The sequence below is a fragment of the Actinomycetota bacterium genome (genome assembly GCA_019347675.1).
GTDB lineage: Bacteria > Actinomycetota > Nitriliruptoria > Nitriliruptorales > JAHWKO01 > JAHWKW01.
In genome coordinates this window covers 1-21,455 of sequence record JAHWKW010000018.1, presented here as the reverse complement: position 1 = coordinate 21,455, position 21,455 = coordinate 1, and the positions used below count along the sequence as shown (strand labels likewise).

The window sequence follows — 21,455 nt, the reverse complement described above, 5'->3', positions numbered from 1 at the left end:
TCCCGGGCGTCGTCTCGTTGTGTCGATCGGCTGACGCCGCGTCACACTGGACGAGCATCCAGCATGACGACACGCCGATCACAGCAGCTCGCTCGCCGCCTGACCACCGCCGACGCGGTCACCATCGGCCTCGGCGCGATGATCGGCGCGGGGGTGTTCGCCGCGCCCGGCCCCGCCGCGACCGCCGCGGGAACGTGGATGCTGGCCGGCCTCGCCCTCGCCGCACTCGTGGCCTACGCGAACGCCACCTCCTCGGCCCAGCTGGCGGCCCTCTACCCCGAGTCCGGCGGCACCTACGTCTACGCCCGTGAGCGCCTCGGGAACCACTGGGGCTTCGTCGCCGGCTGGAGCTTCGTCGTCGGCAAGACCGCCAGCCTGGCCGCCGTGGCGCTGACCTTCGGCGCCTACGTCCACGCCGACCTAGCCCGGCCCATCGGCATCGTCGCGGTCGTCGTGATGACCGCGGTCAACTACCGCGGTGTGGAGAAGACCGCCGGTCTGACGCGGATCATCGTCACGATCGTGCTCGCTGCCCTTGCCGTGGTCGTCGCCGCAACACTGCTCGGCGGTCAAGCGTCGGTCGACAATCTCGACACCGCGGCTGGTGGCGGCGTCTGGGGCGTGCTGCGGTCCGGCGGCCTGCTGTTCTTCGCGTTCGCCGGCTACGCGCGGCTGGCCACCCTCGGCGAGGAGGTCCACGACCCCGAAACCACCATCCCCAAGGCCATCCCGATCGCGCTCGGGATCGTCGTTGCCGTCTACGCGATCGTGCTCGGCTCCGCCCTGCTGACCGTCGGACCGGACACCCTCGCCGAGGCGCCCGCCCCCCTGGCCGCCGCCGTGGAGGCGGGCCGCTGGGCGCCAGCCGCACCCATCGTGAGGGTCGGCGCCGCGGTCGCGTCGGCCGGTGTGCTGCTCTCGCTGCTGGCCGGGGTGAGCCGCACCAGTCTGTCCATGGCCCGCCGCCGAGAGCTCCCGGGCTATCTCGACGCGGTCCACCGCACCCACCGGACTCCCCACCGAGCCGAGGTGTCCGCCGCGGTGCTCGTGTCCGCGATCGTCCTCGTCGCGGACCTGCGGGGCGCCATCGGATTCAGCTCCTTTGCCGTCCTGACCTACTACGCGCTCGCCAACGCCTCGGCGTGGACGCTGTCCTCGGCCGAGCGGCGCTGGCCGAGGTGGCTCGCTGCACTCGGTGTCGCGTTGTGCGCCCTGCTGGCCTTTGCCCTGCCCCTCGTTGCGGTCGTCGGCGGGGTGATCCTGCTGGTGAGCGGATCGGTCGTATGGCTGGCCACGCGCCGGTCTCAACGGGGGCCGTCGCACCCGTGACGTCACGCCGTTCGTGACCAGCGGCGACTTCAGGAAGTCCGTGTCGTGCTGTTGATCTGCTACCAACCGCCCGTAGCTGCTGTGCCAGGTTGGGCCGCCGTCCAGATGGACCTGGTGCCTCTCGCCCCTCGCCGGACGTGAACCCGTGTCAACCCACGCCCCGCGTCGTGCGTTCTCCTTGCAGTGCGGCCTGGGGGAGGATGCATGGCCACGGCGGGAGCGGTCGGCCGACGACGGACTGCGGGGGCGACGGGGGACGTGGCCGAGGAGACCCACGAGAGTTCCTTCCGGCGCTTCTACGACGCCGAGTTCCGCAGCACCTACGCGTTGCTGCTGGCACGCACCGGCGACCGGTGGGTCGCCGAGGAACTGCTGCAGGAGGCGTTCGCGCGCGCCTACCGGGACTGGGACCGGGTCGGCCGTTACGAGCGGCCCGCGGCGTGGCTGCGGACGGTCGCCGCGAACCTGGCCGCGTCACGGTTCCGACGGCTGGGGGCTGAGGCGCGGGCGATGCTGCGGCTGCGCGGCATGCGCCACGACGCCGCCAGCGTCGCATCCGAGCACGATGACGTGGTGTGGGCCGAGGTGCGCCGCCTGCCCAACCGCCAGGCCGAGGCGCTGATCCTGCACTACGTCCACGACCTGCCGATCTCGGAACTGGCGGCCGCCATGAGCTGTGCCGAGGGCACCGCCAAGGCGCACCTGCACCGGGGACGCCGGGCGCTGGCCCGCCGGCTGCAAGTGGAGCTGAGCAGCCCCGAGGAGGATGCGCGATGAATCTGGACGAGCGCATGCGGCGAGCGAGCACCGCGCTGCTGGAGCAGGTCGACGCGGTCGACCGCGACCGGCTGTACGCCCGCATCGCCACCCGGCCGAGACGTCGGTGGGTGCTGGCGGCGGTCGCAGTCGCGACCGCCGCGGCCGCGGTCGCCACGGTGGTGGTGGTGCCCCGGCTGCTCGACCGGGGGGTGATCATCGACCAGCCGCCGTTCGCCGACACGAGCCCGTCCCCGGGCGGGGACGGTGCGGAGGTGCCGACGGGGACCTGGCGGCGGGTCCCCGACCCCCAGGGGCTGTTCGGCGGTCCCGGCGAGCAGGTCATCACGGGACTCGCGGTGACCAACGGGGTCGCGGTCGCGGTGGGGGGCGACGGCGAGCACGGCGACCAGGCCGCCATCTGGCGCGCCGCGCAGCTGGACCGCTGGGAGCGGGTCGCCGTCGACCTCTGCGGGGAGGCGTCGTGCACGATCGGCGACGTCACCACCGTCGCGGAGGCGTTCGTCGCCGTCGGACAGGTCGACGGCCTGCCGAAGGCCTGGACGTCGGAGGACGGGGCGGTCTGGACCCGCATCGACCTGCCCGTCCCCACTGGCGGCCGGCCAGCCGTCAGTCCGCTCACCGCCTTGGAGGAAGTTGTGTCGTCCGGTGACGGCGCCGTCGTCGTGCTCGGATCGATCGACGCCGATGGTGGGGTCCAGCCGGTCGCCTACCGCGCCGACGGCCTCGACGGCGAATGGCAGCAGGGCGGCCTCGGGCCCACCTTCGATGGGGAACTACCGATCACGTTCGATGCACTCACCCGGTTCGCGGGCCGCTACGTCGCGATCGCGCACGCCGGCGACGGCTTGGGCTTCGCCCACTCCGACGACGGCCTGACCTGGGAGCTGACGCCGCCGACCCCCGGCGTGTACCAGCCGAACCCGAACCGCCCCACCGCGCTGGTGATCGACGGGGAACGGCTGCTGGCGCTGGGCACCGTCCACGGTAAGGACGAGGTGGACGGGGCGGTGTGGGCCTCCGACGACGGGGTGAACTGGCAGCGCGTCCATGCGGATGGGATCGGCGGTCCGGGACAGCAGGCGGTGCTCGGGGCGGGTGTCGTGGACGGCGCGATCGTCGCGGTCGGGGAGCACTTCCCCGGCGGCACGGAGCCCACGCACCCGGCGGCGTGGCAGCGGCGCGCGGACGGCGCGTGGCTGCGGCTCGACGGCGACGGGACCTTCGACTCCCCCGGCCGGCTGACCACGACGGCGCAGCTGGACGGGCACTCCCTGCTGGTCGCGGGGAGCATCGTCACCGACGACCGCCCGGACGTGGCGCTGTGGACCTACACGCTCGACGGCGACGGTTCCGACGCCCGGCAGCAGGCCCGGCCCGATGACGCCGACTGCTCGGCGGCGGTGATGCCGGCCGATCTGCCACCCGATGCTGGGCTGCCACCGGCGGCCGACGACCTGCGCGAAGCGCTGTACGAGGCGGCGGTCGCCTGCGACTACGGACGACTCGAGGTGCTGGCCACACGCGGCGAGCGTCCGTTCACGTTCTCCTTGGGGGCGGGCGAGGACGACTCTCCCGCGGCCTACTGGCAGATGCTGGAGCAACGCGACGAGCCGGGCGAGCGCCCGCTGTGGTACCTGGCCCAACTGCTGCGGCTGCCGCACGGCCAGAAGGTCGAGACGCAGCTGCAGGCCGACCGGTACTCGGCCCTGATCGTGTGGCCGCGTGCGTTCGCCTCCGACCAGCCGACCGATGCCGAGTACCAGGAGCTCGTCGACGCCGGTCTGTACGGCGGCGGCGGCGACATCGCGGCCTTCCGCCAGTTCGGCGGCTACGCGGGCTGGCGGGTCGGTATCACGCCGGACGGCGAGTGGATCTCCTTCGTCGCCGGCGACTGACAGCGCGCCGTTCCGCTCGCGGCGAAGGCTTCGATCGCGTGGCGCGCGACACCGGACGTCCGGGCCACTCCGTCACCGGGTGACGTCCACGCCGACAGGCACGGCAACCGTCGACGCGGTGTCTTCCTCGGCGATCAGCAGCTTGCCCGTCCACCGGCCTTCCATCCCGAACTCGACCGGGACCTCGTACCGGCCGGAGCCGAAGCCGCCGACGACGACCGCGGCGAGACGTCCCACGGCTGCGCGGTCGGACCAGGACCCGCCGGCGGAAAGCACGGACCCCCACGACGGTGAACAGTCAGCGCAGGAGCCAGCCGTGGTCCATGATCGCCACGCGCTCGCAGAACCGTTCGGCCCTCCTCCCATGTAGTGCGTGTGAGGAGCACCGTCTGCCCGCTGGCGTGCAGCCCTTCGATGTCTCCCACAGTGCGAGACGGCTCTGAGGGTCCAGCCCGGCGGTCGGCTCGTCGAGGAACACGACGGCGGGCCTGTGCAGCGTGGCGCGTGCGAGCATCAGCCGGCGCGCCATGCCTCCCGACAGCGCGTCGACCTTGACCGCGGCCTTGGCGGTGAGACGGAAGCCCTCCAGCCATGCGTCTGCTGCGGCGCGGGCGTCCTGCACGCTCATCCGGAAGTAGCGAGCGTGGAAGTACAGGTTCGCCCAGACGGTCAGGTCACGTTCCGGGTGTTGACCTGGGAGACGACACCGATCACCTGTCTGGCGCAGGGCGCGTGAGCGACCACCTCGACGCCGCCCACCACCGCGGTGCCGGCGCTGGGGACCACCCGTATGGTGAGGATCCCCACTGTGGTGGTCTTGCCGTCGCCGTTGGGGCTCAGCAGGCCGAAGTTGCGCCCTCGCGGACGGCCAGGTCGAGCGCGTCGACGGGGTGATCCCGCTTGGATAGCGCTTGGTCAGTCCGCGCGCCTGGATGACGTGCCGTCGTCATCGCCGGTCGCGGCTTCCGGGCCGTTCCTCGACGTCCGCCCCTGGGCGCCGCTCACCTCCGGGACGGAGCCCGTCATCGAACCGGTGAGTGACGACCCGCCTGCGGGCATCGCGCTGACCGCCACCGGCTACAAGCTGAAGGGCACCAAGCACGTCCATCTCGCATGGACGGGGCGACCACCACACACGCCGACGTCGACGTGGACGGCTCGAACGTGGGCACGACCGCGAACGACGGCGCCGCCACCGTCAACCTGAACAGCAAAGGCGGCGGCACGCACCAGTTCAAGGCATGCGAAACGGGAACCAGCAGTTGTTCCGACGACGTTCTCGTCACCTACTAGCCGTCACAGCGGTCACCACCCGGGCAGGACCCTGAACGGGGGACGGTTGACTTGCGCGTCAGCGCGTGCATGGCCTCGAACGACGGTCGTCGGCTCAGCGTGGGCCCGGATCGCGGATCCCGGCTGGTGCGGCGGCGGTCGCCGACCCGACGTCGTCGTCCAGCTCTAATGCGAGTGCCGCCTCGATCAGATGCCGCGTCGTGGCGGTCCGCGGTTGGGTCGACACCACGTGATCGTACGTAGGATGCCGGGGACCCCGAGTTGCAGGTCGGGCGCTCGTGGAGCTGAGAACGGGGCCACCCGGCACGGTCGGGGGGTCCCGCGCGCCGCCGTGCCGCTCCTGGCGGTCGCCCCGCTACGCGACGCGCGGGACGGGTCGGCCGCCGGTGACGGCGTCCATCCGCACGGGCGCGACGTCCTGGCGCATCCCGAGGGAGCGCTGCATCGCCCGGACATCACGTGCCTTGTCCGGCGCGACGAGCGTCACCACGAGCCCGTCCGCGCCGGCCCGCCCGGTCCGGCCGGAACGGTGCACGTAGTCCTTGCCGGTTCCGGCAGGGTCGTAGTGGACCACCACACCGACCTCATCGACGTGGATGCCGCGGGCGGCCACATCGGTGGCGACCAGGGTCGTGACGCGCCGGGCGCCGAAGTCCGCGAGCGCACGTTCACGCTGCCTCTGCGAACGGTCACCGTGGATGGCCGCCGCCGACACGCCGTGGCGGCCGAGCTGCTTGGCGAGTCGGTCGGCTCCGCGCTTGGTGCGCGTGAACACGATCGCCGGGGAGGCGTTGCGGACGATGTCGGCCGTGACCGCCAGCCGTTGGTGCGCCGGCGTGTTCCAGAACAGGTGCTGTACGTCGCCCTGGTCGTCGTCGGAGCCGGCGACCTCGAAGCGCACCGGATCACGCTGGTAGCGGCTGACCAGCACGTCGACGTCGCCGTCGAGGGTGGCGGAGAACAGCAGGGTCTGACGCTGGGCGTGGGTCTGATCGAGCAGGCGCTTCACCTCGGGCAGGAAGCCCATGTCGGCCATACGGTCGGCCTCATCGACCACGGCGAGGCGCACGTCGGTCAGGACGACGAACCGGCGCCTCACGAGGTCCGCGAGTCGACCGGGGCACGCGACCGCGATGTCGACACCACGTGCGAGGCGCTGACGGTCCTTGTTGATTGGGGTGCCGCCGTAGAAGGTCGCGGTGCGCAGGCCACGGAGCTCGGCCAGCGGCCGGACGGCCTCGGCGACCTGAGAGGCGAGCTCCCGCGTCGGGACGAGCACGAGCGCGCTCGGACGGCGCGGGGCCGCCTCGTCGGCGAGGACGGCGAGCGGGATACCGAACGCGAGCGTCTTGCCCGAGCCGGTGGGCGCGCGGCCGCAGATGTCACGTCCGGCGATCGCGTCCGCGATCGCCAACGACTGGATGGGGAAGGCGGCGGTGATGCCGCCCTTGGCGAGCACGTCGGAGATGTTCCGGGGCACGCCCAGTTCGATGAAGGTGCTCAAAGCGATCTACTTCCTGCCGGAGACGCGCGGCCTCCAGCCGCAGACGCGCACGGACGTCCCGTACGCGGGCGTGGGGCCGAGCATGGGTGGGCTGGCCGCACTGGGTGACACGCCCGTACGAGAGAGCGATCGGGAGGATCGCGATCAGAGTCCGGCGCCGGTGAGCGGTTCAGCTATGGCGCGCGTGTCCGTGACGTACCGACGTCACGCAGATGAGTGTACCTGCGGCAGGCGCTGATGCGAGCGATCGGTCTCACAGGTCCCGGTGGAGGGGGATCTACGCCTCTAACGTGCCGTCACCGCCCATGACGCGCGGGATGGCGTTGAACGCGCGGCAGGCGGCACACCGGAACGCAACGCTCTCGACCTGGCCGAAACGAACCCCGTCGACGAGCACCACCCCGCACGCTCCGCAGACGAACGAGTGCGGTCCGCTGCCGTGGATGGCGACGGGATCCGCGTGGGTCCCCTCGTCAACGACCGCTCCGCGTGCCACGTCGTGTTCGGAGATGACCTTCATCCGGATGCGCATCGTCCCGAGCCTAATGGCGCTGCAGCGACTCGCCTGCAGGTGTAGGTAGGGGCTGCGTCCCGGCCGGTGGGAGAGCACTTCGTGAGCTTGGACGGTTCAATCAGCCCTAAACGTAGATCGTGCCCCCACCGGGTCCCGGGCCCCGTAGCGCTGCTGGAGTGACGTGCCGCGAGCACTGGTCCATTAGGTCGCGTCCGGGGTCACGGCGGGACGGATCAGGACACCGACATAGGAGGCAGGATGATCTTCGTCGGGATTGATTGGGCCGAGGACCATCACGACGTGTGCGTGCTGGACGCGGATGGTGCTTCGGTCAGCGAGTTCCGTATCGACGATTCCGTGGCGGGGGTGGCACGGCTCCACGACCAGCTCGGCACAGCACGTCGAAGAACCCGAGCAGGTCGTGATCGGTCTGGAGATCGACCGTGGGCTGCTGGTCCAGGCCCTGGAGGCCGCCGGCTATCTGCTCTACGCGGTCAACCCAATGTCGGTCGACCGCTACCGCGACCGCCACGGGGTCTCGGGCGCGAAATCCGACCCTGGGGACGCCAAGGTGCTCGCCGACCTGGTCCGCACCGACCGGCACAACCACCGGGCGATCGCCGGTGACAGCGAGCTGGCGCAGGCGATCAAGCTGCTGGCACGTACACATCAGAACCTGATCTGGACCCGGACACGCCATACCAACCAGCTGCGGAGTGCGCTGCGGGAGTTCTACCCGGGAGCTCTGGACGCGTTCGACCAGCTTCATCACCCCGACGCGTTACAGGTGCTCATCAAGGCACCCAGCCCAGAACAGGGCAAGCAGCTGTCCACCCGGCAGATCGTCTCCGCGCTGCGTCGCGGAGGCCGTCAACGCAACCTCGAGCAGCGCGCCGCCGAGATCCGCGAGGCACTCCGCACCGAGCAGCTGCAGGCCCCGCCGGTGCTCGCTGACGCCTACAGCACCACCGTGAGCTCGCTGGTGCCACTGCTGGCCGCGCTCAACGACCAGATGGCCAGGTCGCGACCGAACTGACCGAACGTTTTGAGCAGCACCCGGACGCCGATCTCATCCGCAGCGTTCCAGGGCTCGGCGTGATCCTCGGCGCCCGGGTGCTCGGCGAGTTCGGGGACGACCCGACCCGCTACGACGATGCTAAGGCCCGGCCAACTACGCCGGGACCTCTCCGGTCACGATCGCCTCCGGCAACCGACGTGCTGTGATCGCCCGCTTTGCCCGCAACCGACGGCTGGCCGACGCGACCTGGCAGTGGGCCCTGTGCTCGCTCAGCGGCTCACCCGGCGCCCGAGCGTTCTACGACGCTCACAACCCCGACCCCGAACACACCTCGAAACACGCCCGCCGGAAACTCGCGAACAAGCTCGTCAAGATCCTCCACGGCGTCCTACACCACCGGCAGCCCTACAATGAACAGCAAGCCTGGCAGCACTGGCTCGACAACGACCTCGAGGCCGCCGTTTGACAACTTGACCCCCTGGGGTATCTACGTCGACGTGTGCGCACACCCCAGTTGATCGGGCCCACCACGGGCAACGCAGAACCGAGATCGGCGAGCGCCTGCCGCACGGTCACGGCTGCGGTGTGCCCCAGGCAGTACCGTCACGCGTGCACCGGTCGGGGCATCACGCTCGTTTCATCCTGAGGGAGCTACCCGTGCCGACGCGCGACACGAAAGCATCACGACATGGATAACGGAACTGTCAAGTGGTTCAACGCCGACAAGGGCTACGGCTTCATCACCCCAGAGTCCGGTGGCGAGGACCTGTTCGTCCACTTCTCTGAGATCCAGGGGCACGGCTTCAAGACGCTTGAAGAGGGTCAGAAGGTCTCGTACTCGGTAACGCAGGGCCAGAAGGGCCCGCAGGCCAGCCAGGTCACCCCGGTCTGAGCCGATCCAAGGCGGTGCGACACGCGCCGCCTGACGCAAGCCAACGAGCCCCGCTTCCGAGCGGGGCTCGTCTGGTAGCAGCCCTTCACTGCCACCGGACAGCACCGAGGAACACGCCGCTTGAGCGGACGCACCGGTCCATCCGGCTTCAGAGGGCATGATCGACTTCCTGCGGCGGACCAACGTCGATGACGGGTGTGTCCACCTCGTCGGCGTCGATGGGAACCCGTGCGCGAGCCCGTCTACCACGCACGTTCCGGCGATCCCGGGCACGACGTGCATCCCGCCAGAACCGAGAACATGACTGCCGTCATGAGACACGAGATCCTCGGCCCGGATGCGGTCCGCGCGCAGCAGGCGGCCAGTCATGTCGCAGCTGCTGCGACCCGCACCCTCGCAGAGCGTGACGTCTTCACGGTGGCGTTCAGCGGCGGTTCGACCCCCACCGGGATGCTCGCCGCCCTCGCCGACCACCACCTGCCGTGGGAGCGGATCCACGTCTTCCAGGTCGACGAGCGCATCGTCCCCGGCGGGCACCCCGACCGCAATCTCGATCTGCTCCAGCGGTACCTGCTGGACGCAGCCCGGGTTCCTTCCACCAACGTGCATCCCATGCCGGTCACGGATCCGGATCCGGACGTCGCGGCCAACCGCTACGCGGACGAGCTGGCCCGCGTCTGCGGCGATCCGCCCGTCCTCGACCTGGTCCACCTCGGCCTCGGTGCGGACGGACACACCGCGTCGCTGGTGCCCAACGACCCTGTCGTGCAGATCAGCGACAGGCCCGTCGCGACCACCGGCCCCTACCGCGGCCACCGCCGGATGACTCTCACCGTGCCGGTCCTCGTGCGCGCCCGGCAGCAACTGTGGCTGGTTGTGGGCGCCGACAAGGCCGGCGCGGTCCGTCGGCTGGTTCGCCATGACCCGGGGATCCCCGCGAGCCGGGTCGCACACGAGGACGCACTGCTGGTCCTGGACGACGCAGCCGCCCAACAGCTCGGTTCCAACCCCACATCCGTCTGACGAAGAAACACCCACTCTGTCACCACCGAGCCCGGCATGCACACGGCTCGGTTTCCACGTTCAGCGCGAGCCGTGGTCAGAGGTCGAGCCGTTGCTGCAGGATGCGGCGTGCTCCGGGCCCGTCGGTCGCCTGCTCGATGGCATGTTCAACCGCGTCGCGGCAGTCGGCGCTGTCGAGACCGCGGAGCGTGTCCTTGACCTCCGGGATGGCCGCGCGGGTCATCGACAGCTCGTCGATGCCCAGACCCACCATCGCGCGGCCACCACCGGATCGCTGCCGGCTTCGCCGCAGACGCCCACCCAGGCGCCCGCCGCGTGGCCCGCGTCGATGACGTCGCGGATGAGGGCCAGGACGGCCGGGGCGCACACGTCCTGCAGCTCCGGGACCTCGGCGTTGAGCCGGTCGGCGGCGAACAGGTACTGCAGCAGGTCGTTGGTGCCGATGGAGAAGAAGTCCGCGTGCGGGGCGAGCCGACGTGCGGCCAGCGCGGCGGACGGCACCTCGATCATCACCCCGACCTCGATGCCGTCGAGGTCGACCGCCTCCTCGTCGGCGACCTCGGTGAGGATCCGTCGGGCCTCGACCAGCTCCGAGACGACGGACACCAGCGGGAACAATGGACCTGCCTCAACCGCGGCGTCGCCTACGACGACCCCTCCACCAGGTCAACCGCAACCGCACCCCAAAATGAGGTTCCCCCCTCTGTGCGCATGGCGACATAACCGGGGGAACTCCAAAAACGAATTGCGGCCTGAGGTTGACAAAGGATGTCTCGCGGGTCCACCTCAGCCGACCAGTTCGTCGAGCACCTCAGCGTGGGCGTCCAGCGCCCGCTGTGAGTACAGAACGAACCGTACGAGCTTCACCGACGACAGCTCCTCGGCGGCCTTCAGGACCGTGCCCAGCGCCGCCTCGGCGGCCGGTCGCATCGGGTAGCCGAACGCCCCGGTCGAGATCGCCGGGAATGCCACCGACGACAGGCCCTCCTCATCAGCCAGTCGTAGCGCGTTGCGGTAACAGTCCGCCAGGAACCTCGCTGACGGCTCGTCGCGGCCGTGCACGGGCCCAAGACAATGGATCACGTGATCGTTCGACAGCTCGTGGCCGCCCGTGATGACGCACTCACCCGGGGAGATGGGCGCCAACGGCCGTGTCTCCTCGGCCAGACCCGGTCCAGCGGCACGGTGGATCGCACCAGCCACGCCCCCTCCCATCCGCAGTTGCGCGTTGGCGGCGTTGACCACCGCATCGACATCCGGCTGACCGGCGATGTCCCCGGTGACGAGCTCCACCGTGACCTGACCGACCCTGTGCTCACGCACCACTGGTCCTTCTCAGCTAGCGATCCGACGGTAGCCCGAACGAGACCGTGCTCTGCGTCCCTCCGCCACCCAATCCGACGGATGCCGCCCTCCCGATGTACACGGTGTTCGCCCACTCAGGGCCGTCGTAAGGGGCGGCCGGTGCGCGACGGAGCGGTCTTATCCGAGGTCTCGTGCGCGGAGTTGCTGTGCGAGCTGGCTGAGCGTGGAGCTCACGCGAGGTCTGGGTGGTTCGTCGGGGCCGTCCGGATGCCGCCATCCGGCTGGGAGTTGTCGCAGTTGAGCTTGGGCATGCTCGCGTACGGTCGACAGGTCTGCGTCGGTTAGCCGCTGCCCGTCTCGCCACACCGGTTGGAGCAGCTGTTCGCCTGGCAGCGCCTCGTCACGTCGGCCGAGCACGTCGGTGTCGGGGCCGCCCCGCCGGAAGACCTGCTTGGCACCGGGCAGCAGGACCTTGCCCTCGGAGTACTTGGCGCGGGGCGACCCGTCGTACTCCACGAGCTTGTAGACGATGTCGAAGGCGGGGTGATCGCGCGAGGTGGTCAGGGCCGTGCCGATCCCGAAGGCATCGATCGGGGCGTCGGCTTCGAGCAGGCGGTGGATCTTGTGCTCGTCCATGCCGCCGGAGGCGAAGATCTGCGCATGGGTGAACCCGGCATCGTCCAGCAGTTCGCGTGACGCTTTGGACAGTTCCTTCAGGTCGCCGGAGTCAAGGCGCACCCCGTCTAGCTCGTGGCCATGCTCGCGTAGGCGTCGTCCGACCCGGACTGCGTTGCGCACGCCGTCGAGAGTGTCGTAGGTGTCGACGAGCATGATGGCGTTGTCTGGGTGGTCGGTGGCGAAGTCGGCGAAGGCTTGAGTCTCGTCCTCGTAGGCCTGGATGAACGAGTGCGCCATCGTGCCGACCACCGGGATCCCGAACCGCCGTCCGGCCTCGACGTTCGAGGTCGCGCCGACTCCGCCGATGCTGGCCGCACGGGCGGCCTCCAGTCCGGCCTCGAGGCCGTGGGCGCGACGTGCGCCGAAGTCGGCCAGGTTCGCACCGCCGGCGACGATCCTGCAGCGTGCGGCCTTGGTCGCGATCAGGGTGGGGAACCCGGCCACCGCCATGATCGCCGTCTCGAGCAGCATCGCCTCGGGCAGGGGCCCGGTGAACTCCAGGAGCGGTTCGTCGCCGAGGACGACGGTGCCGTCGGCAACTGTCCGCACCTCGCCGGTCAGTTCGAGGTCGGATAGCCAGTCGAGCGCTTGGTCGTCGAGCCCGACCGCGTCCGAGGCGAGGTAGTCGATCTGGTGGGGACCGAAGCGGAAGTCGTCAAGCAGGTCCAGGACCGCGGACGTGCCCGCGGACATGATCCACGGTCGGCGGGCGTCGGGGCGGATGTAGAGGCTGAACGTGGCCGGCGCGGTCCGTCCGTGCAGCAGGCAGGTCTCGGCCATGCGCAGCTCGTAAAGGTCGGTGCACAGGCCGAGCGGAACTCGCGCAGGATGGGTGGTGGCGTCGATCTCGGAGACCCCCTGTGGGTCATGCTGGAACGGTCCGCCGTTCGCGGACTCGGACAACCCAACCCTAACGTGAGGGTAGACCCGATGGGCTGTCGGGATGTCCGAACGATGGGAGGCAGCCGTTGTCGACGAGGTCTCGCTTCCGTGGTGCCCTGTTGGGCAGTGCCGTCGGCGACGCTGTGGGCGCAGCGTTCGAGGGCGGTCCGCCGCGGCCTGGCGACCAATCGGGACTGTTGATCCAACGGCACGTCGCCAGGGCCCGTCGGCTGCAGCACACCGACGACACGGTGCTGACGATCGCGGTCGCCAATAGTCTCGTCGCACGCGGCGGGCTGGATCCGGTGCACCTGTCGCGGGCGCTCGTGCACGCGTACCGGGCCGAGCCCGACCGCGGATGGGGCAGCACCATCCCGGCGCTCGTGGAGGAGCTCGGACGTGGCGTGTCGTGGGAGCGGGCGGTGCTCGATGCGTTCGATGGGCTCGGCTCGGCGACGGACGGGGCAGCGATGCGGGTGGCGCCGCTGGCGCTACTCGCACACGGGGACCTGACGGAGGTGGACCGCCTGGCGCGTGCGCAGGCGCGCTGCACCCACGGTCACCCGCACGCGGTCGACGCTGCGGCGGTGCAAGCGATCGCGGTCGCACTGGCCCTGGATGCTCCGTCGGGTGGGATCGATCCGCAGGCGGTGATCGCGAAGCTGATCCGGTGGGCCGACACGGACACGATGGTGGGACGTCTGGAAGCTGTCGGTTCGTTGCTGCCGGTCGACGACGTCACAGCCGTCGCCAGCCGGCTGGGCACGTCTGCGCTCGCGGTGGATGCCGTGCCGGCTGCGCTGTACGCGTTTCTGCTGCGTCCCGACTCCTGGCCGGACGTGGTGGAGTTCGCCGTCCGCCTCGGCGGGGACACCGACACGGTCGCGGGGATGGCCGGGACCGGTGTGCGGCGGCTACCTGGGCGAGGACGCGATCCCGCCCGGCTGGAACGCCAAGGTCGAACCAACCGTGACCTTACGTCGGCTCGCCGATCAGCTGTTCGAGGCGTCGGCCGTGCGCGATGGTTGACCCGGTCCCGCACGTGCGTCCGTGCCGCGCTTGGGGGTCGGGGACCGTCGCCTGGAGCGCCCACCGCGGTATGCACCAACGACCGGGTGGTCGACGTGGAGGTTGCTCGGCGCGGTCCCCGGTCGGACCGGCCGCCGCATCAGAGGGTGACGATGGCGTCCAGGGTCAGGCCGGGCAGGTCGCGTTCGAGCCGCTCGAGCGCGAAGCGGTTGCGGAACAGCGCGAGAGGGGTGCCGTCGGAGCGGTGGTAGACGTCGGCGGCGCGAGCGTCTCGCAGGGTCCTGGCGCCGGCGCGGTCGGTGCGGCGGGCCAGCTGGTAGTCGACGTCATCGAGCTCGGCCAGGGCGCCGAACTCGTGCTCGAGCCGCCAGATCGTGACGTCGAACTGCAGGACCCCGACCGCGGCCAGCAGCGGCGCCTGGTCGCCGAGCTGGGGGTCGCGCAGAACCTGGATGACGCCCTCCTCGTCCAGCTCGGACAGGCCGCGGCGAAACTGCTTGTAGCGGGTCCGGTCGGTCGGGCGGATGCGGCGGAAGTGCTCCGGTGCGAACGTCGGCGGGGACGGGAACGCGACCGGTTCGTCGACGTAGAGGGTGTCGCCGATCGTCAGATCCGAGGCGTTGACCAGCCCGATCACGTCGCCGGGCCAGGCCACGTCCGCGGTGGCGCGGCCCTGGCCGGATACTTCGTGGGCGTAGCGCATCGCGAACGGCTGCCCGGTCCGCGCGCAGGTCGCGGTCATGCCTCGTTCGAACCGTCCCGAGCAGATCCGGAGGAACGCGATGCGGTCGCGGTGCCGCGGGTCCATGTTGGCCTGCACCTTGAACACGTACGCCGAGAATGGGGCGTCCAACGGGCGCGGGTCGCCGGCAACGTCCGCACGCGGCTGCGGGGCGGGAGCCAGGTCCACCAGCGCGTCCAGCAGCAGCCGCACCCCGAAGTTCGACAGCGCCGACCCGAAGAACACCGGCGTGGATCGCCCGTCCCGGAAGCCGGCGAGGTCGACCGGGTCGTGCACCGCGTCCAGCAACGCCAGCTGCTCGTCGACGGTTCCGTCCGGGTCGTCCTGTCCATCCCACGGCTGCTGGCGCTCCGGGGCCTTGGTGGACCCGTGGGCGGTCCGGGCGAACCGATGCACCACACGATCACGCCGGTCGACGACCCCGTGGAACTGTCCGCGGGACTTCACGGGCCAGGTGACCGGGACCGGTTCGAGGCCGATCTGCGCCTCGATGTCGTCGAGGATCGCCAGCGGATCCAGCGACGGGCGGTCCATCTTGTTCACGAACGTCAGCAGCGGCGTGCCACGCCGGCGGCACACCGCGAACAGTTTCCGCGTCTGGTGTTCGACGCCCTTGGCCGCGTCCAGCACCATCACCGCGGCGTCCACCGCGGACAGCACCCGGTAGGTGTCCTCGGAGAAGTCGCGGTGCCCGGGCGTGTCCAGCAGGTTGAACGTCACCCCACGGTGGTCGAAGCGCACCACCGCGGAGCTGATCGAGATGCCACGCTGCCGCTCCAACGCCATCCAGTCCGACGTCGCGGTCCGCTCCACCTTCCTTGACCGCACCGCCCCGGCCTGGTGGATCGCACCCGAGTACAGCAGGAACTTCTCCGTCAGGGTCGTCTTGCCCGCATCCGGATGCGAAATGATCGCGAACGTGCGACGCCGCGCAGCCGCGCGTGCAGGATCCAGGGCGGGGGACGACGTGGTCGACAAGGTCGGCTCAGCGCCTCGGGGTGGACCTGGGGTGGCTGGTCGTCTCCGACCGCAAGGACTCAACGAACGCCTCCGCCGCCTGAAGCTTGCCGCGAAGTTCCTCGCACTTGGCAGAGGCGGCCTCGGCATACATCGCCAACCGATCCGCCGCCCGCGCCCGCTCATCGACGTCCAGATCGTCGAACCGCAACCGACGGCGCACCTCGAGCAGGTCGCGCATCTCGTCCAGCGTGAAGCCCAGCGGCTTCATGCGCTTGATCAGCTCCAGGCGCGCGATGTCATCGTCGCTGTACAGCCGGAACCCGCCGGCCGTGCGGTCCGACGGTTCGATCAGCCCGACCTCCTCGTAGTAGCGCACCGTGCGCAACGACAGCCCGACCCGATCGGCGACCTCGCCGATCTGATGGATCGCGTCCCGGACCATGCGGTCCCCCGGCTGCTCGTCCGACGTGGATCCGCCATCCTACCGCAGATACCTTCACTAACGTAAGGGTTGAGGTGCGGAGGATGCCACGTTTGAACAACAGCGACGTCCGCGACCTGTCGAAGCAGTCACCCGACGTCCCCCGCAGTCCCAGCACAGGTACGCGTCGCAACCGGGTGATCGACCGTGAGGGCTTCTACCGCCGGCTCGGGCAACGCAACGGACCGCACGCCCTACGGGACTTCCGAGCAGCGGAGAGCTACTGGTCGGGGCGCTGATCGCCGCGGCCAGGTCGGTCGTCGCCTCCGCCTCTGAGCGTCGTGTCGAGCCATCCAACGAGCGTCTGTGCGGCGTGTGCGGCCTCACCCCGGTCGGTGAGCAGATGGTCGGCGCCGATCAGCGGAACGAAGCTCTTCGGCTGGCGAGCGGCCGCGAAGATCGCCTCACCGTCGTTCACGGGCACGACCTCATCATTGACAGCGTGGAGCACGAGAAGAGGCCGACCGAGGCTCTCGACCGCGGCGAGGACGTCATGGGTGTCGAGGTCGTCGAGGAAGTCGCGCGAGATGGGGAACGGCCGCCCGCCGATCACGACTTGTGCGACGCCGTCACGCCTGATGGCCTCCTCGTCGTCGACCATGAGGTGCCGGACGTGGCTGACTGTCGCCGGTGCACCCAGCACGGCGACACTCCGGACCGTCCGCATCCGCGCCGCCGCGAGCAGCACCGCTGCACCTCCGAGGCTGTGGCCGACGAGCCCGCAGGGTCCGTAGCCACGCTCGATGAGGTGGGTCGCGGCCAGCACGAGATCGCGAACGTTGCGCGACACGGTCTTGTCGCGGAAGTCGCCCCCACTCGCACCGATCCCGGTGAAGTCGAACCGCAGCACCGCGTAGCCCGCTTCCGCGAGGGCGCCTGCGATCCGTGTGGTGGTGTGCAGGTCCTTCGAGCAGGTGAAGCAGTGGGCCAGCAGGACGCTCCCGACAGCCCCGCCGTCGGGGCGGTGGAGGACGCCCGCGAGTCGCGCCCCGGTGCTCCCCGGGAACCCGACGTCCTCCACCGTGACGGCCGCGTTCTGGCTCATTCGACACCGGACCCGTTCGTAGCGATCGCCGCCTCGGCGCTGGTGAACTCGCCGATGACGGTTGGCGCGCGGGCCATCGCACCGACGATGTTCAGCACTGACCGAACCGTTCGTCAAGCCGCTTCAGATGATCGGTGCTGGTGTCGGGTGCGGTCTCTATGCCATGGGCTGGAACACGCGGCATCCGGTCTCCCTCTACGCCGTTGGTGCTGAGCGTCGCATGCAGCGTCTGCGACGTCGACTCAGGCATGTCCACCGACGGGTGCCTCTGCAGGTTTGGATCCGACCGCGGTCGATGAGGCGATCGAGGCGGCCCGGAAGGTGTCGTGACCCGGGCTGTACTCCACACCAACACCTGGGTGTCCGGGCTCGGTTGGAGTGGCCCGCCCGGCGATGTGGTTGAGGCAGCGCCGGCCGGACGGTTCGAGGTCGTGACCAGCCCCGCACTGCTGGACGAGCTCCGGCGGGTGCTGGCCTACCCCAAGCTCGGGGAGATGTTCGGCGATGTCGACGAGGTGATCGAGCTGATCGCTCTCGCCTCGCGTGTCGTTCGCCCGACCCTGACCCTCGACCTGGTTCGAGACGCCGACGACAACCGCGTCCTGGAAGCCGCCATCACGGGCAGCGCCGACGTCATCGTCACGGGCGACGCCAACCTCCTCGACTCCAGGTCGTGGAGGGAGTCCGCATCCTCACCCGGCAGACTCCACCAAGGAACTCGCCCGTAGCCGACACCAGAAGCTCGAGCCACTCCAGGCGCGCTTACGCGCGCCCCGAGGACGAACGGGACCCGCGCGACAACCACGATTCCCCGCGGTTGCCGATGACCGGCCTCGTTCATACACTGTCATACTCGAAGAGTGTGAGAGAGGTCACGGTGGCGGAGCGAGCGTCGAAGGTGCTGTCGGTCTCGGTGCCCCCGGACCTCGCGCGTGACTTCGAGCGCCTGGCGGAGCAGCAGGGCCGGAACAAGAGCGAGCTGTTCCGGGAGATGCTGCGCGTCTACCAGGCCTACCAGGAAACCGGACGCTTCGAGATCCTCCAGCGCTACGGCGCCGCGCGTGCTCGGGGCCTGGCCATCGAAGACGAGGACGACGTCGAGCGGTTGATCCAGCAAGCCCGCCACGGGTGAGGGTCGTGCTCGACACGAACGTGGTCATCTCCGCGTTCGTGTTCCCCGGTGGGCCACCCGAAGCCGTGTACCGGCGGGTGCTCTCTGGCGAGTTGACGATGATCGTGTCCCGGCCCTTGCTGGCCGAGCTCGCCCGGGTCCTGGTCGACAAGTTCGATTGGGAACGTGCGTACGCCGAGGAGGTGGTGGCGCAGCTGCTCCGGCTCGGCGAACTTGTGGAACCGCGCGAGGCGGTTCATGACATCGAGGACGATCCCGCCGACAACCGGGTACTCGAAGCGGCGGCCGAGGGGGACGCCGACCTCATCGTGAGCGGCGACCGCCACCTGCACGCACTCGGTTCGTGGCGCGACATCCCCGTCGTGAACCCCGCCGGGTTCCCCGACGAGGCCTGAGGCGCGCGGACACGTTCGCCGGGCGGCGGTCAACGCTGCGGATGGCTGCTCCCGGCAACGATGACGGGGTTCTTTCCCACGAGGGAAAAGCGTGGGAAGAACTGCGGTGAAGTCGCACGTCGAAGGTTGGTGCAGAACCCCGCTAGAAGAGCTTCTATGGCACGGTTACGACCGACTCCGGTGCCATCACGTGGCACCAGCGGCCAGTCTATGCGCAGAGGCCTCCGCGGTCGGACTTCGAGGCGGCTTCACTACTGCCTGACGGGGTGACAGTCGACGATCGCCGCTCGACAAGGAAGCGCACGGGAACGCGTCGCTGACCACGAGAGCGGTCCCGTGGTTGTCCCACCGCCCATCGCGCCGACGATGGCGCGGTGTACGCGCTCGTCGCCCGCTCCAAGCGGCCGAAATGCGGTCATGAGTTCTCAGACGGAAGGGTCCGAGGGTCGCCGGCAGCCTGGCTGGCGGTGGCGGCTCGGCCGAAGAGGTTGGCGCGGACCCGCACGTACATCTCCCGAGACCTGCACACCGGAGCGGTGACCAAAGAACTTGGCGACATCGTCGGGGTCGAGACCCAGGACGTTGAGCTGGTAGGTGGCGCAGACATGGCGGAGTGTGTGCACCGGCCATCGCCAGCGTCGCTCGGACTGCTTGCCAGCCGGCGGAGGGCCACAGTCGGGTGGCCGCCAGTCGTCACGTTCGGGCCAGTCCGGTGTCGCTTCGACGACCTTCCCCCATACCCGTTGGCGCCAGTTCGTGTCGGGGTGGTAGCCGACACCGACCGGATCCATCCGACCTCCGCCCTCCGAACGCGTCTGCCCGGGGACGGGAACAGCAGGTCACCGGCCCGTGTAGCGGCGACCAGGGCGTCGAAGTCCGGGGTGAGCCAGTGCGGCACGAAGACCCAACGTCGCTTACGCCACTTCGGGGGATGGTGCGGCGCTGTGAGCGGTGAACCTGCTCACGCACCTCGATCCGCCAGCAGCTGTCAGCTCCCCGCTGGAGCCGGTCATCGTGTCGGAGCGCCAGGGCCTCGCTGATCCGCAGGCCCGCGAACGCGAGCAGGTTGAGGAGCGTGGACGCCGATGGTCGAACAGCTCCCCGGCGACGTCGGTGAATGCGACCACGCTGGGGAGCGGTGGGATCTCGTCCGGCGGGATAGAGGGAGTGAGCCCGGACGGTGCTGAACGGTCATCGGCGCGGGCCAGGGGGAGTTGCGAGAGCAGGCCGCTGTCGGTGGGACGCAGGTACCGGTTGACGCAGGTACCGGTCGGCGAGGCCCACTTGAGGATCTGCACGACCAGCCCATGGACCTCGGTGTACGTGCGGTGCGCGCGGGCCTGACGGACGTGCTCCAGCGCTTGGTTGTAGTGGTCAGCCGTAAGCGCGCCGATCGGGATGGACGCGATCGGCGTCGGTGGTCCCGAGGCGCGCCACGGCACGACGATGTCGTCGGCGGTGACCCAGCAGCGCAGCAGGCTGGCGACCTTCGCGGGGTAGTGGGCGCCCCAGCGCGGGTGGGGCGTGCCAGCGTTCCACGACCTCACCGAACGGCACGTCGGTGTGGTACTCAGCGAACGTGCCGGCGGCGCGCTGCTGCATCTCCTCGAACACGGCCCGGGCGCGGGCGTAGGCCACGTTCAGATCACGCGCGTAGCTCTGACGACGGGTCGCGGCGGGCTTGCCCGGCAGCAGCGGAGCGAGACGGTGCTCGATGCGGTAGCTCGCCGAGGCGCCCGACCCGCGGGGAACGGTCGGCGCCCGCAGGACGACGCCGAGCCCGAAGTCGTAGGCGCCGTCGCGACGTAGCGCATCGCGAACGAGGTTGGCCACTCGGGGCGCCGTCATCAGCTGGCCCTCCGCCGCCGGCGGCGGGTGACCTCGACGAAACTATCAACCTCCAGCCGGCGATCGGGCTCCGCAGGGACGGGCGGGTCGGCGACCGTCGGCGAGGATCTCGACGGCCAGCCAGTACTTCGTCCCACCCGGGTCTCGGCGAGCTGTCCGCAGTCGCCCGGTGCGCTCCCAGCGATGGACGGTGCTCGCGTCCACGCCGTAGAGATCGAAACCTGTCAAGCTTGTTGAGACAAGAGCTTTGAGGAATTACTGAGCCGGCTGCTCCTTGTTGGTGTCGTCGGGGCAGTTGATCCAGACGGTGGCGGGCAGTGCCGGTGGCGCGGGTGGCTTGCGGAACAGAACCGTTCGGGGTGTGTGGTGTAGGCGGCGTGGAGGACCTGGCTGCCGGCGGCGGTGATCGTGGCGGCGCGGCCGTAGTGCACGTCGGCGGGGGTCATCAGGCCGATGCCCGAGTGCCGGTGCTGATGGTTGTACCAACCGAAGAAGGTGCGGCAGAACGCCCGGGCGTGCTCGATCGAGTTGAACCGGTCGTGTTCCGCGTCCCTCCACCCATCTCACGCGCGCGGCACACCTAAGTGCTCTGGCACGGAAGTTCGTTGACGTATCGGTTCAGGCTGCGGCGGCCATGTCGCAGCGGGCCAGAACGCGGTCGAGATCGGTTCGGGTGAACTTCCATTCGAACGGAGTGGCGATCTGCTGGT

General features: G+C 70.0%; 23 protein-coding genes and 2 pseudogenes. 12 read left to right on the top strand and 13 right to left on the bottom strand.

Going from position 1 to position 21,455, the window contains the following annotated elements:
• The first annotated feature begins 63 nt into the window (after nucleotides 1-63).
• The 3 genes from KY462_12895 (at nucleotide 64) to KY462_12885 (ending at nucleotide 4,004) form a co-directional block, all read left to right on the top strand.
• Nucleotides 64-1,329, top strand: a complete 1,266-nt coding sequence (locus KY462_12895; protein MBW3578609.1) for an APC family permease — start codon at nucleotides 64-66, stop codon at nucleotides 1,327-1,329.
• A gap of 204 nt (nucleotides 1,330-1,533) precedes the next feature.
• On the top strand, nucleotides 1,534-2,106 hold the full coding sequence (locus KY462_12890) for a sigma-70 family RNA polymerase sigma factor (protein MBW3578608.1): 573 nt from the start codon (nucleotides 1,534-1,536) through the stop codon (nucleotides 2,104-2,106).
• The gene (locus tag KY462_12885) at nucleotides 2,103-4,004 is read left to right on the top strand and encodes a hypothetical protein (GenBank protein ID MBW3578607.1); all 1,902 of its coding nucleotides are present in this window, start codon (nucleotides 2,103-2,105) and stop codon (nucleotides 4,002-4,004) included. Before KY462_12890 ends, KY462_12885 begins: the two co-directional genes overlap by 4 nt.
• Before the next feature lie 72 nt (nucleotides 4,005-4,076).
• On the opposite strand, the gene KY462_12880 is transcribed toward KY462_12885, so the two are convergent.
• Nucleotides 4,077-4,241: a hypothetical protein gene (locus KY462_12880; GenBank protein MBW3578606.1), complete on the bottom strand. Its 165-nt coding sequence runs from the start codon at nucleotides 4,239-4,241 to the stop codon at nucleotides 4,077-4,079.
• 61 nt (nucleotides 4,242-4,302) lie between these two features.
• Nucleotides 4,303-4,731, bottom strand: a complete 429-nt coding sequence (locus tag KY462_12875) for an ATP-binding cassette domain-containing protein (GenBank protein ID MBW3578605.1) — start codon at nucleotides 4,729-4,731, stop codon at nucleotides 4,303-4,305.
• Between the two features lie 386 nt (nucleotides 4,732-5,117).
• Here KY462_12875 and KY462_12870 point away from each other — a divergent pair, with 386 nt between their 5' ends.
• Nucleotides 5,118-5,297 carry a hypothetical protein gene (locus KY462_12870; protein MBW3578604.1) on the top strand — a complete coding sequence of 60 codons (180 nt, stop codon included), beginning with the start codon at nucleotides 5,118-5,120 and terminating at the stop codon, nucleotides 5,295-5,297.
• A 355-nt stretch (nucleotides 5,298-5,652) separates the two neighbouring features.
• Here the strand turns inward: KY462_12870 and KY462_12865 are convergent, their stop codons facing one another.
• Nucleotides 5,653-6,801 carry a DEAD/DEAH box helicase gene (locus tag KY462_12865; GenBank protein MBW3578603.1) on the bottom strand — a complete coding sequence of 383 codons (1,149 nt, stop codon included), beginning with the start codon at nucleotides 6,799-6,801 and terminating at the stop codon, nucleotides 5,653-5,655.
• A gap of 277 nt (nucleotides 6,802-7,078) precedes the next feature.
• Nucleotides 7,079-7,321 (bottom strand): hypothetical protein, encoded by a 243-nt coding sequence (locus KY462_12860; GenBank protein ID MBW3578602.1) that lies wholly within the window; start codon nucleotides 7,319-7,321, stop codon nucleotides 7,079-7,081.
• A gap of 252 nt (nucleotides 7,322-7,573) precedes the next feature.
• Here KY462_12860 and KY462_12855 point away from each other — a divergent pair.
• The 3 genes and pseudogenes from KY462_12855 (at nucleotide 7,574) to pgl (ending at nucleotide 10,248) form a co-directional block, all read left to right on the top strand.
• Nucleotides 7,574-8,799 (top strand): annotated as a pseudogene (locus KY462_12855) (IS110 family transposase).
• A gap of 222 nt (nucleotides 8,800-9,021) precedes the next feature.
• Nucleotides 9,022-9,225, top strand: coding sequence for a cold-shock protein (locus KY462_12850; GenBank protein MBW3578601.1), 204 nt, complete (start codon nucleotides 9,022-9,024; stop codon nucleotides 9,223-9,225).
• A 312-nt stretch (nucleotides 9,226-9,537) separates the two neighbouring features.
• Entirely contained in the window at nucleotides 9,538-10,248 is a 711-nt protein-coding gene (gene pgl, locus KY462_12845) for a 6-phosphogluconolactonase (protein ID MBW3578600.1), read from the top strand.
• Between the two features lie 76 nt (nucleotides 10,249-10,324).
• On the opposite strand, the gene KY462_12840 is transcribed toward pgl, so the two are convergent.
• The 4 genes from KY462_12840 to KY462_12825 all read right to left on the bottom strand — a co-directional run bounded on the left by KY462_12840 (nucleotide 10,325) and on the right by KY462_12825 (nucleotide 13,011).
• Entirely contained in the window at nucleotides 10,325-10,471 is a 147-nt protein-coding gene (locus KY462_12840; GenBank protein MBW3578599.1) for a hypothetical protein, read from the bottom strand.
• On the bottom strand, nucleotides 10,468-10,854 hold the full coding sequence (locus KY462_12835; GenBank protein ID MBW3578598.1) for a hypothetical protein: 387 nt from the start codon (nucleotides 10,852-10,854) through the stop codon (nucleotides 10,468-10,470). The genes KY462_12840 and KY462_12835 overlap by 4 nt, the downstream gene beginning before the upstream one ends.
• A 180-nt stretch (nucleotides 10,855-11,034) precedes the next feature.
• Nucleotides 11,035-11,571, bottom strand: a complete 537-nt coding sequence (locus KY462_12830; protein ID MBW3578597.1) for a macro domain-containing protein — start codon at nucleotides 11,569-11,571, stop codon at nucleotides 11,035-11,037.
• Nucleotides 11,572-11,730: 159 nt separating this feature from the next.
• Nucleotides 11,731-13,011: a nicotinate phosphoribosyltransferase gene (locus tag KY462_12825; protein MBW3578596.1), complete on the bottom strand. Its 1,281-nt coding sequence runs from the start codon at nucleotides 13,009-13,011 to the stop codon at nucleotides 11,731-11,733.
• 221 nt (nucleotides 13,012-13,232) lie between these two features.
• Here KY462_12825 and KY462_12820 point away from each other — a divergent pair, with 221 nt between their 5' ends.
• A complete protein-coding gene (locus tag KY462_12820) occupies nucleotides 13,233-14,393 on the top strand; it encodes an ADP-ribosylglycohydrolase family protein (protein MBW3578595.1) in 1,161 nt (386 codons plus the stop codon).
• Here the strand turns inward: KY462_12820 and KY462_12815 are convergent.
• Together KY462_12815 and KY462_12810 are read right to left on the bottom strand one after the other, a co-directional pair.
• Nucleotides 14,282-15,862, bottom strand: a complete 1,581-nt coding sequence (locus tag KY462_12815; GenBank protein MBW3578594.1) for a peptide chain release factor 3 — start codon at nucleotides 15,860-15,862, stop codon at nucleotides 14,282-14,284. The genes KY462_12820 and KY462_12815 overlap by 112 nt on opposite strands.
• 7 nt (nucleotides 15,863-15,869) lie before the next feature.
• Nucleotides 15,870-16,286 carry a MerR family transcriptional regulator gene (locus KY462_12810; GenBank protein ID MBW3578593.1) on the bottom strand — a complete coding sequence of 139 codons (417 nt, stop codon included), beginning with the start codon at nucleotides 16,284-16,286 and terminating at the stop codon, nucleotides 15,870-15,872.
• Nucleotides 16,287-16,369: 83 nt separating this feature from the next.
• Here KY462_12810 and KY462_12805 point away from each other — a divergent pair, with 83 nt between their 5' ends.
• The gene (locus tag KY462_12805) at nucleotides 16,370-16,564 is read left to right on the top strand and encodes a hypothetical protein (GenBank protein ID MBW3578592.1); all 195 of its coding nucleotides are present in this window, start codon (nucleotides 16,370-16,372) and stop codon (nucleotides 16,562-16,564) included.
• Here the strand turns inward: KY462_12805 and KY462_12800 are convergent.
• Nucleotides 16,546-17,370: an alpha/beta hydrolase gene (locus KY462_12800; GenBank protein MBW3578591.1), complete on the bottom strand. Its 825-nt coding sequence runs from the start codon at nucleotides 17,368-17,370 to the stop codon at nucleotides 16,546-16,548. The genes KY462_12805 and KY462_12800 overlap by 19 nt on opposite strands.
• 326 nt (nucleotides 17,371-17,696) lie before the next feature.
• Here KY462_12800 and KY462_12795 point away from each other — a divergent pair, with 326 nt between their 5' ends.
• The 3 genes from KY462_12795 (at nucleotide 17,697) to KY462_12785 (ending at nucleotide 18,897) form a co-directional block, all read left to right on the top strand.
• On the top strand, nucleotides 17,697-18,098 hold the full coding sequence (locus tag KY462_12795) for a putative toxin-antitoxin system toxin component, PIN family (GenBank protein MBW3578590.1): 402 nt from the start codon (nucleotides 17,697-17,699) through the stop codon (nucleotides 18,096-18,098).
• Between the two features lie 95 nt (nucleotides 18,099-18,193).
• Entirely contained in the window at nucleotides 18,194-18,502 is a 309-nt protein-coding gene (locus tag KY462_12790) for a ribbon-helix-helix domain-containing protein (GenBank protein MBW3578589.1), read from the top strand.
• Between the two features lie 5 nt (nucleotides 18,503-18,507).
• Nucleotides 18,508-18,897 (top strand): putative toxin-antitoxin system toxin component, PIN family, encoded by a 390-nt coding sequence (locus KY462_12785; protein MBW3578588.1) that lies wholly within the window; start codon nucleotides 18,508-18,510, stop codon nucleotides 18,895-18,897.
• A gap of 1,374 nt (nucleotides 18,898-20,271) precedes the next feature.
• On the opposite strand, the gene KY462_12780 is transcribed toward KY462_12785, so the two are convergent.
• Together KY462_12780 and KY462_12775 are read right to left on the bottom strand one after the other, a co-directional pair.
• Nucleotides 20,272-20,745 carry a hypothetical protein gene (locus KY462_12780; GenBank protein MBW3578587.1) on the bottom strand — a complete coding sequence of 158 codons (474 nt, stop codon included), beginning with the start codon at nucleotides 20,743-20,745 and terminating at the stop codon, nucleotides 20,272-20,274.
• Between the two features lie 224 nt (nucleotides 20,746-20,969).
• Nucleotides 20,970-21,284 (bottom strand): annotated as a pseudogene (locus KY462_12775) (integrase core domain-containing protein).
• Between the last annotated feature and the right edge of the window lie 171 nt (nucleotides 21,285-21,455).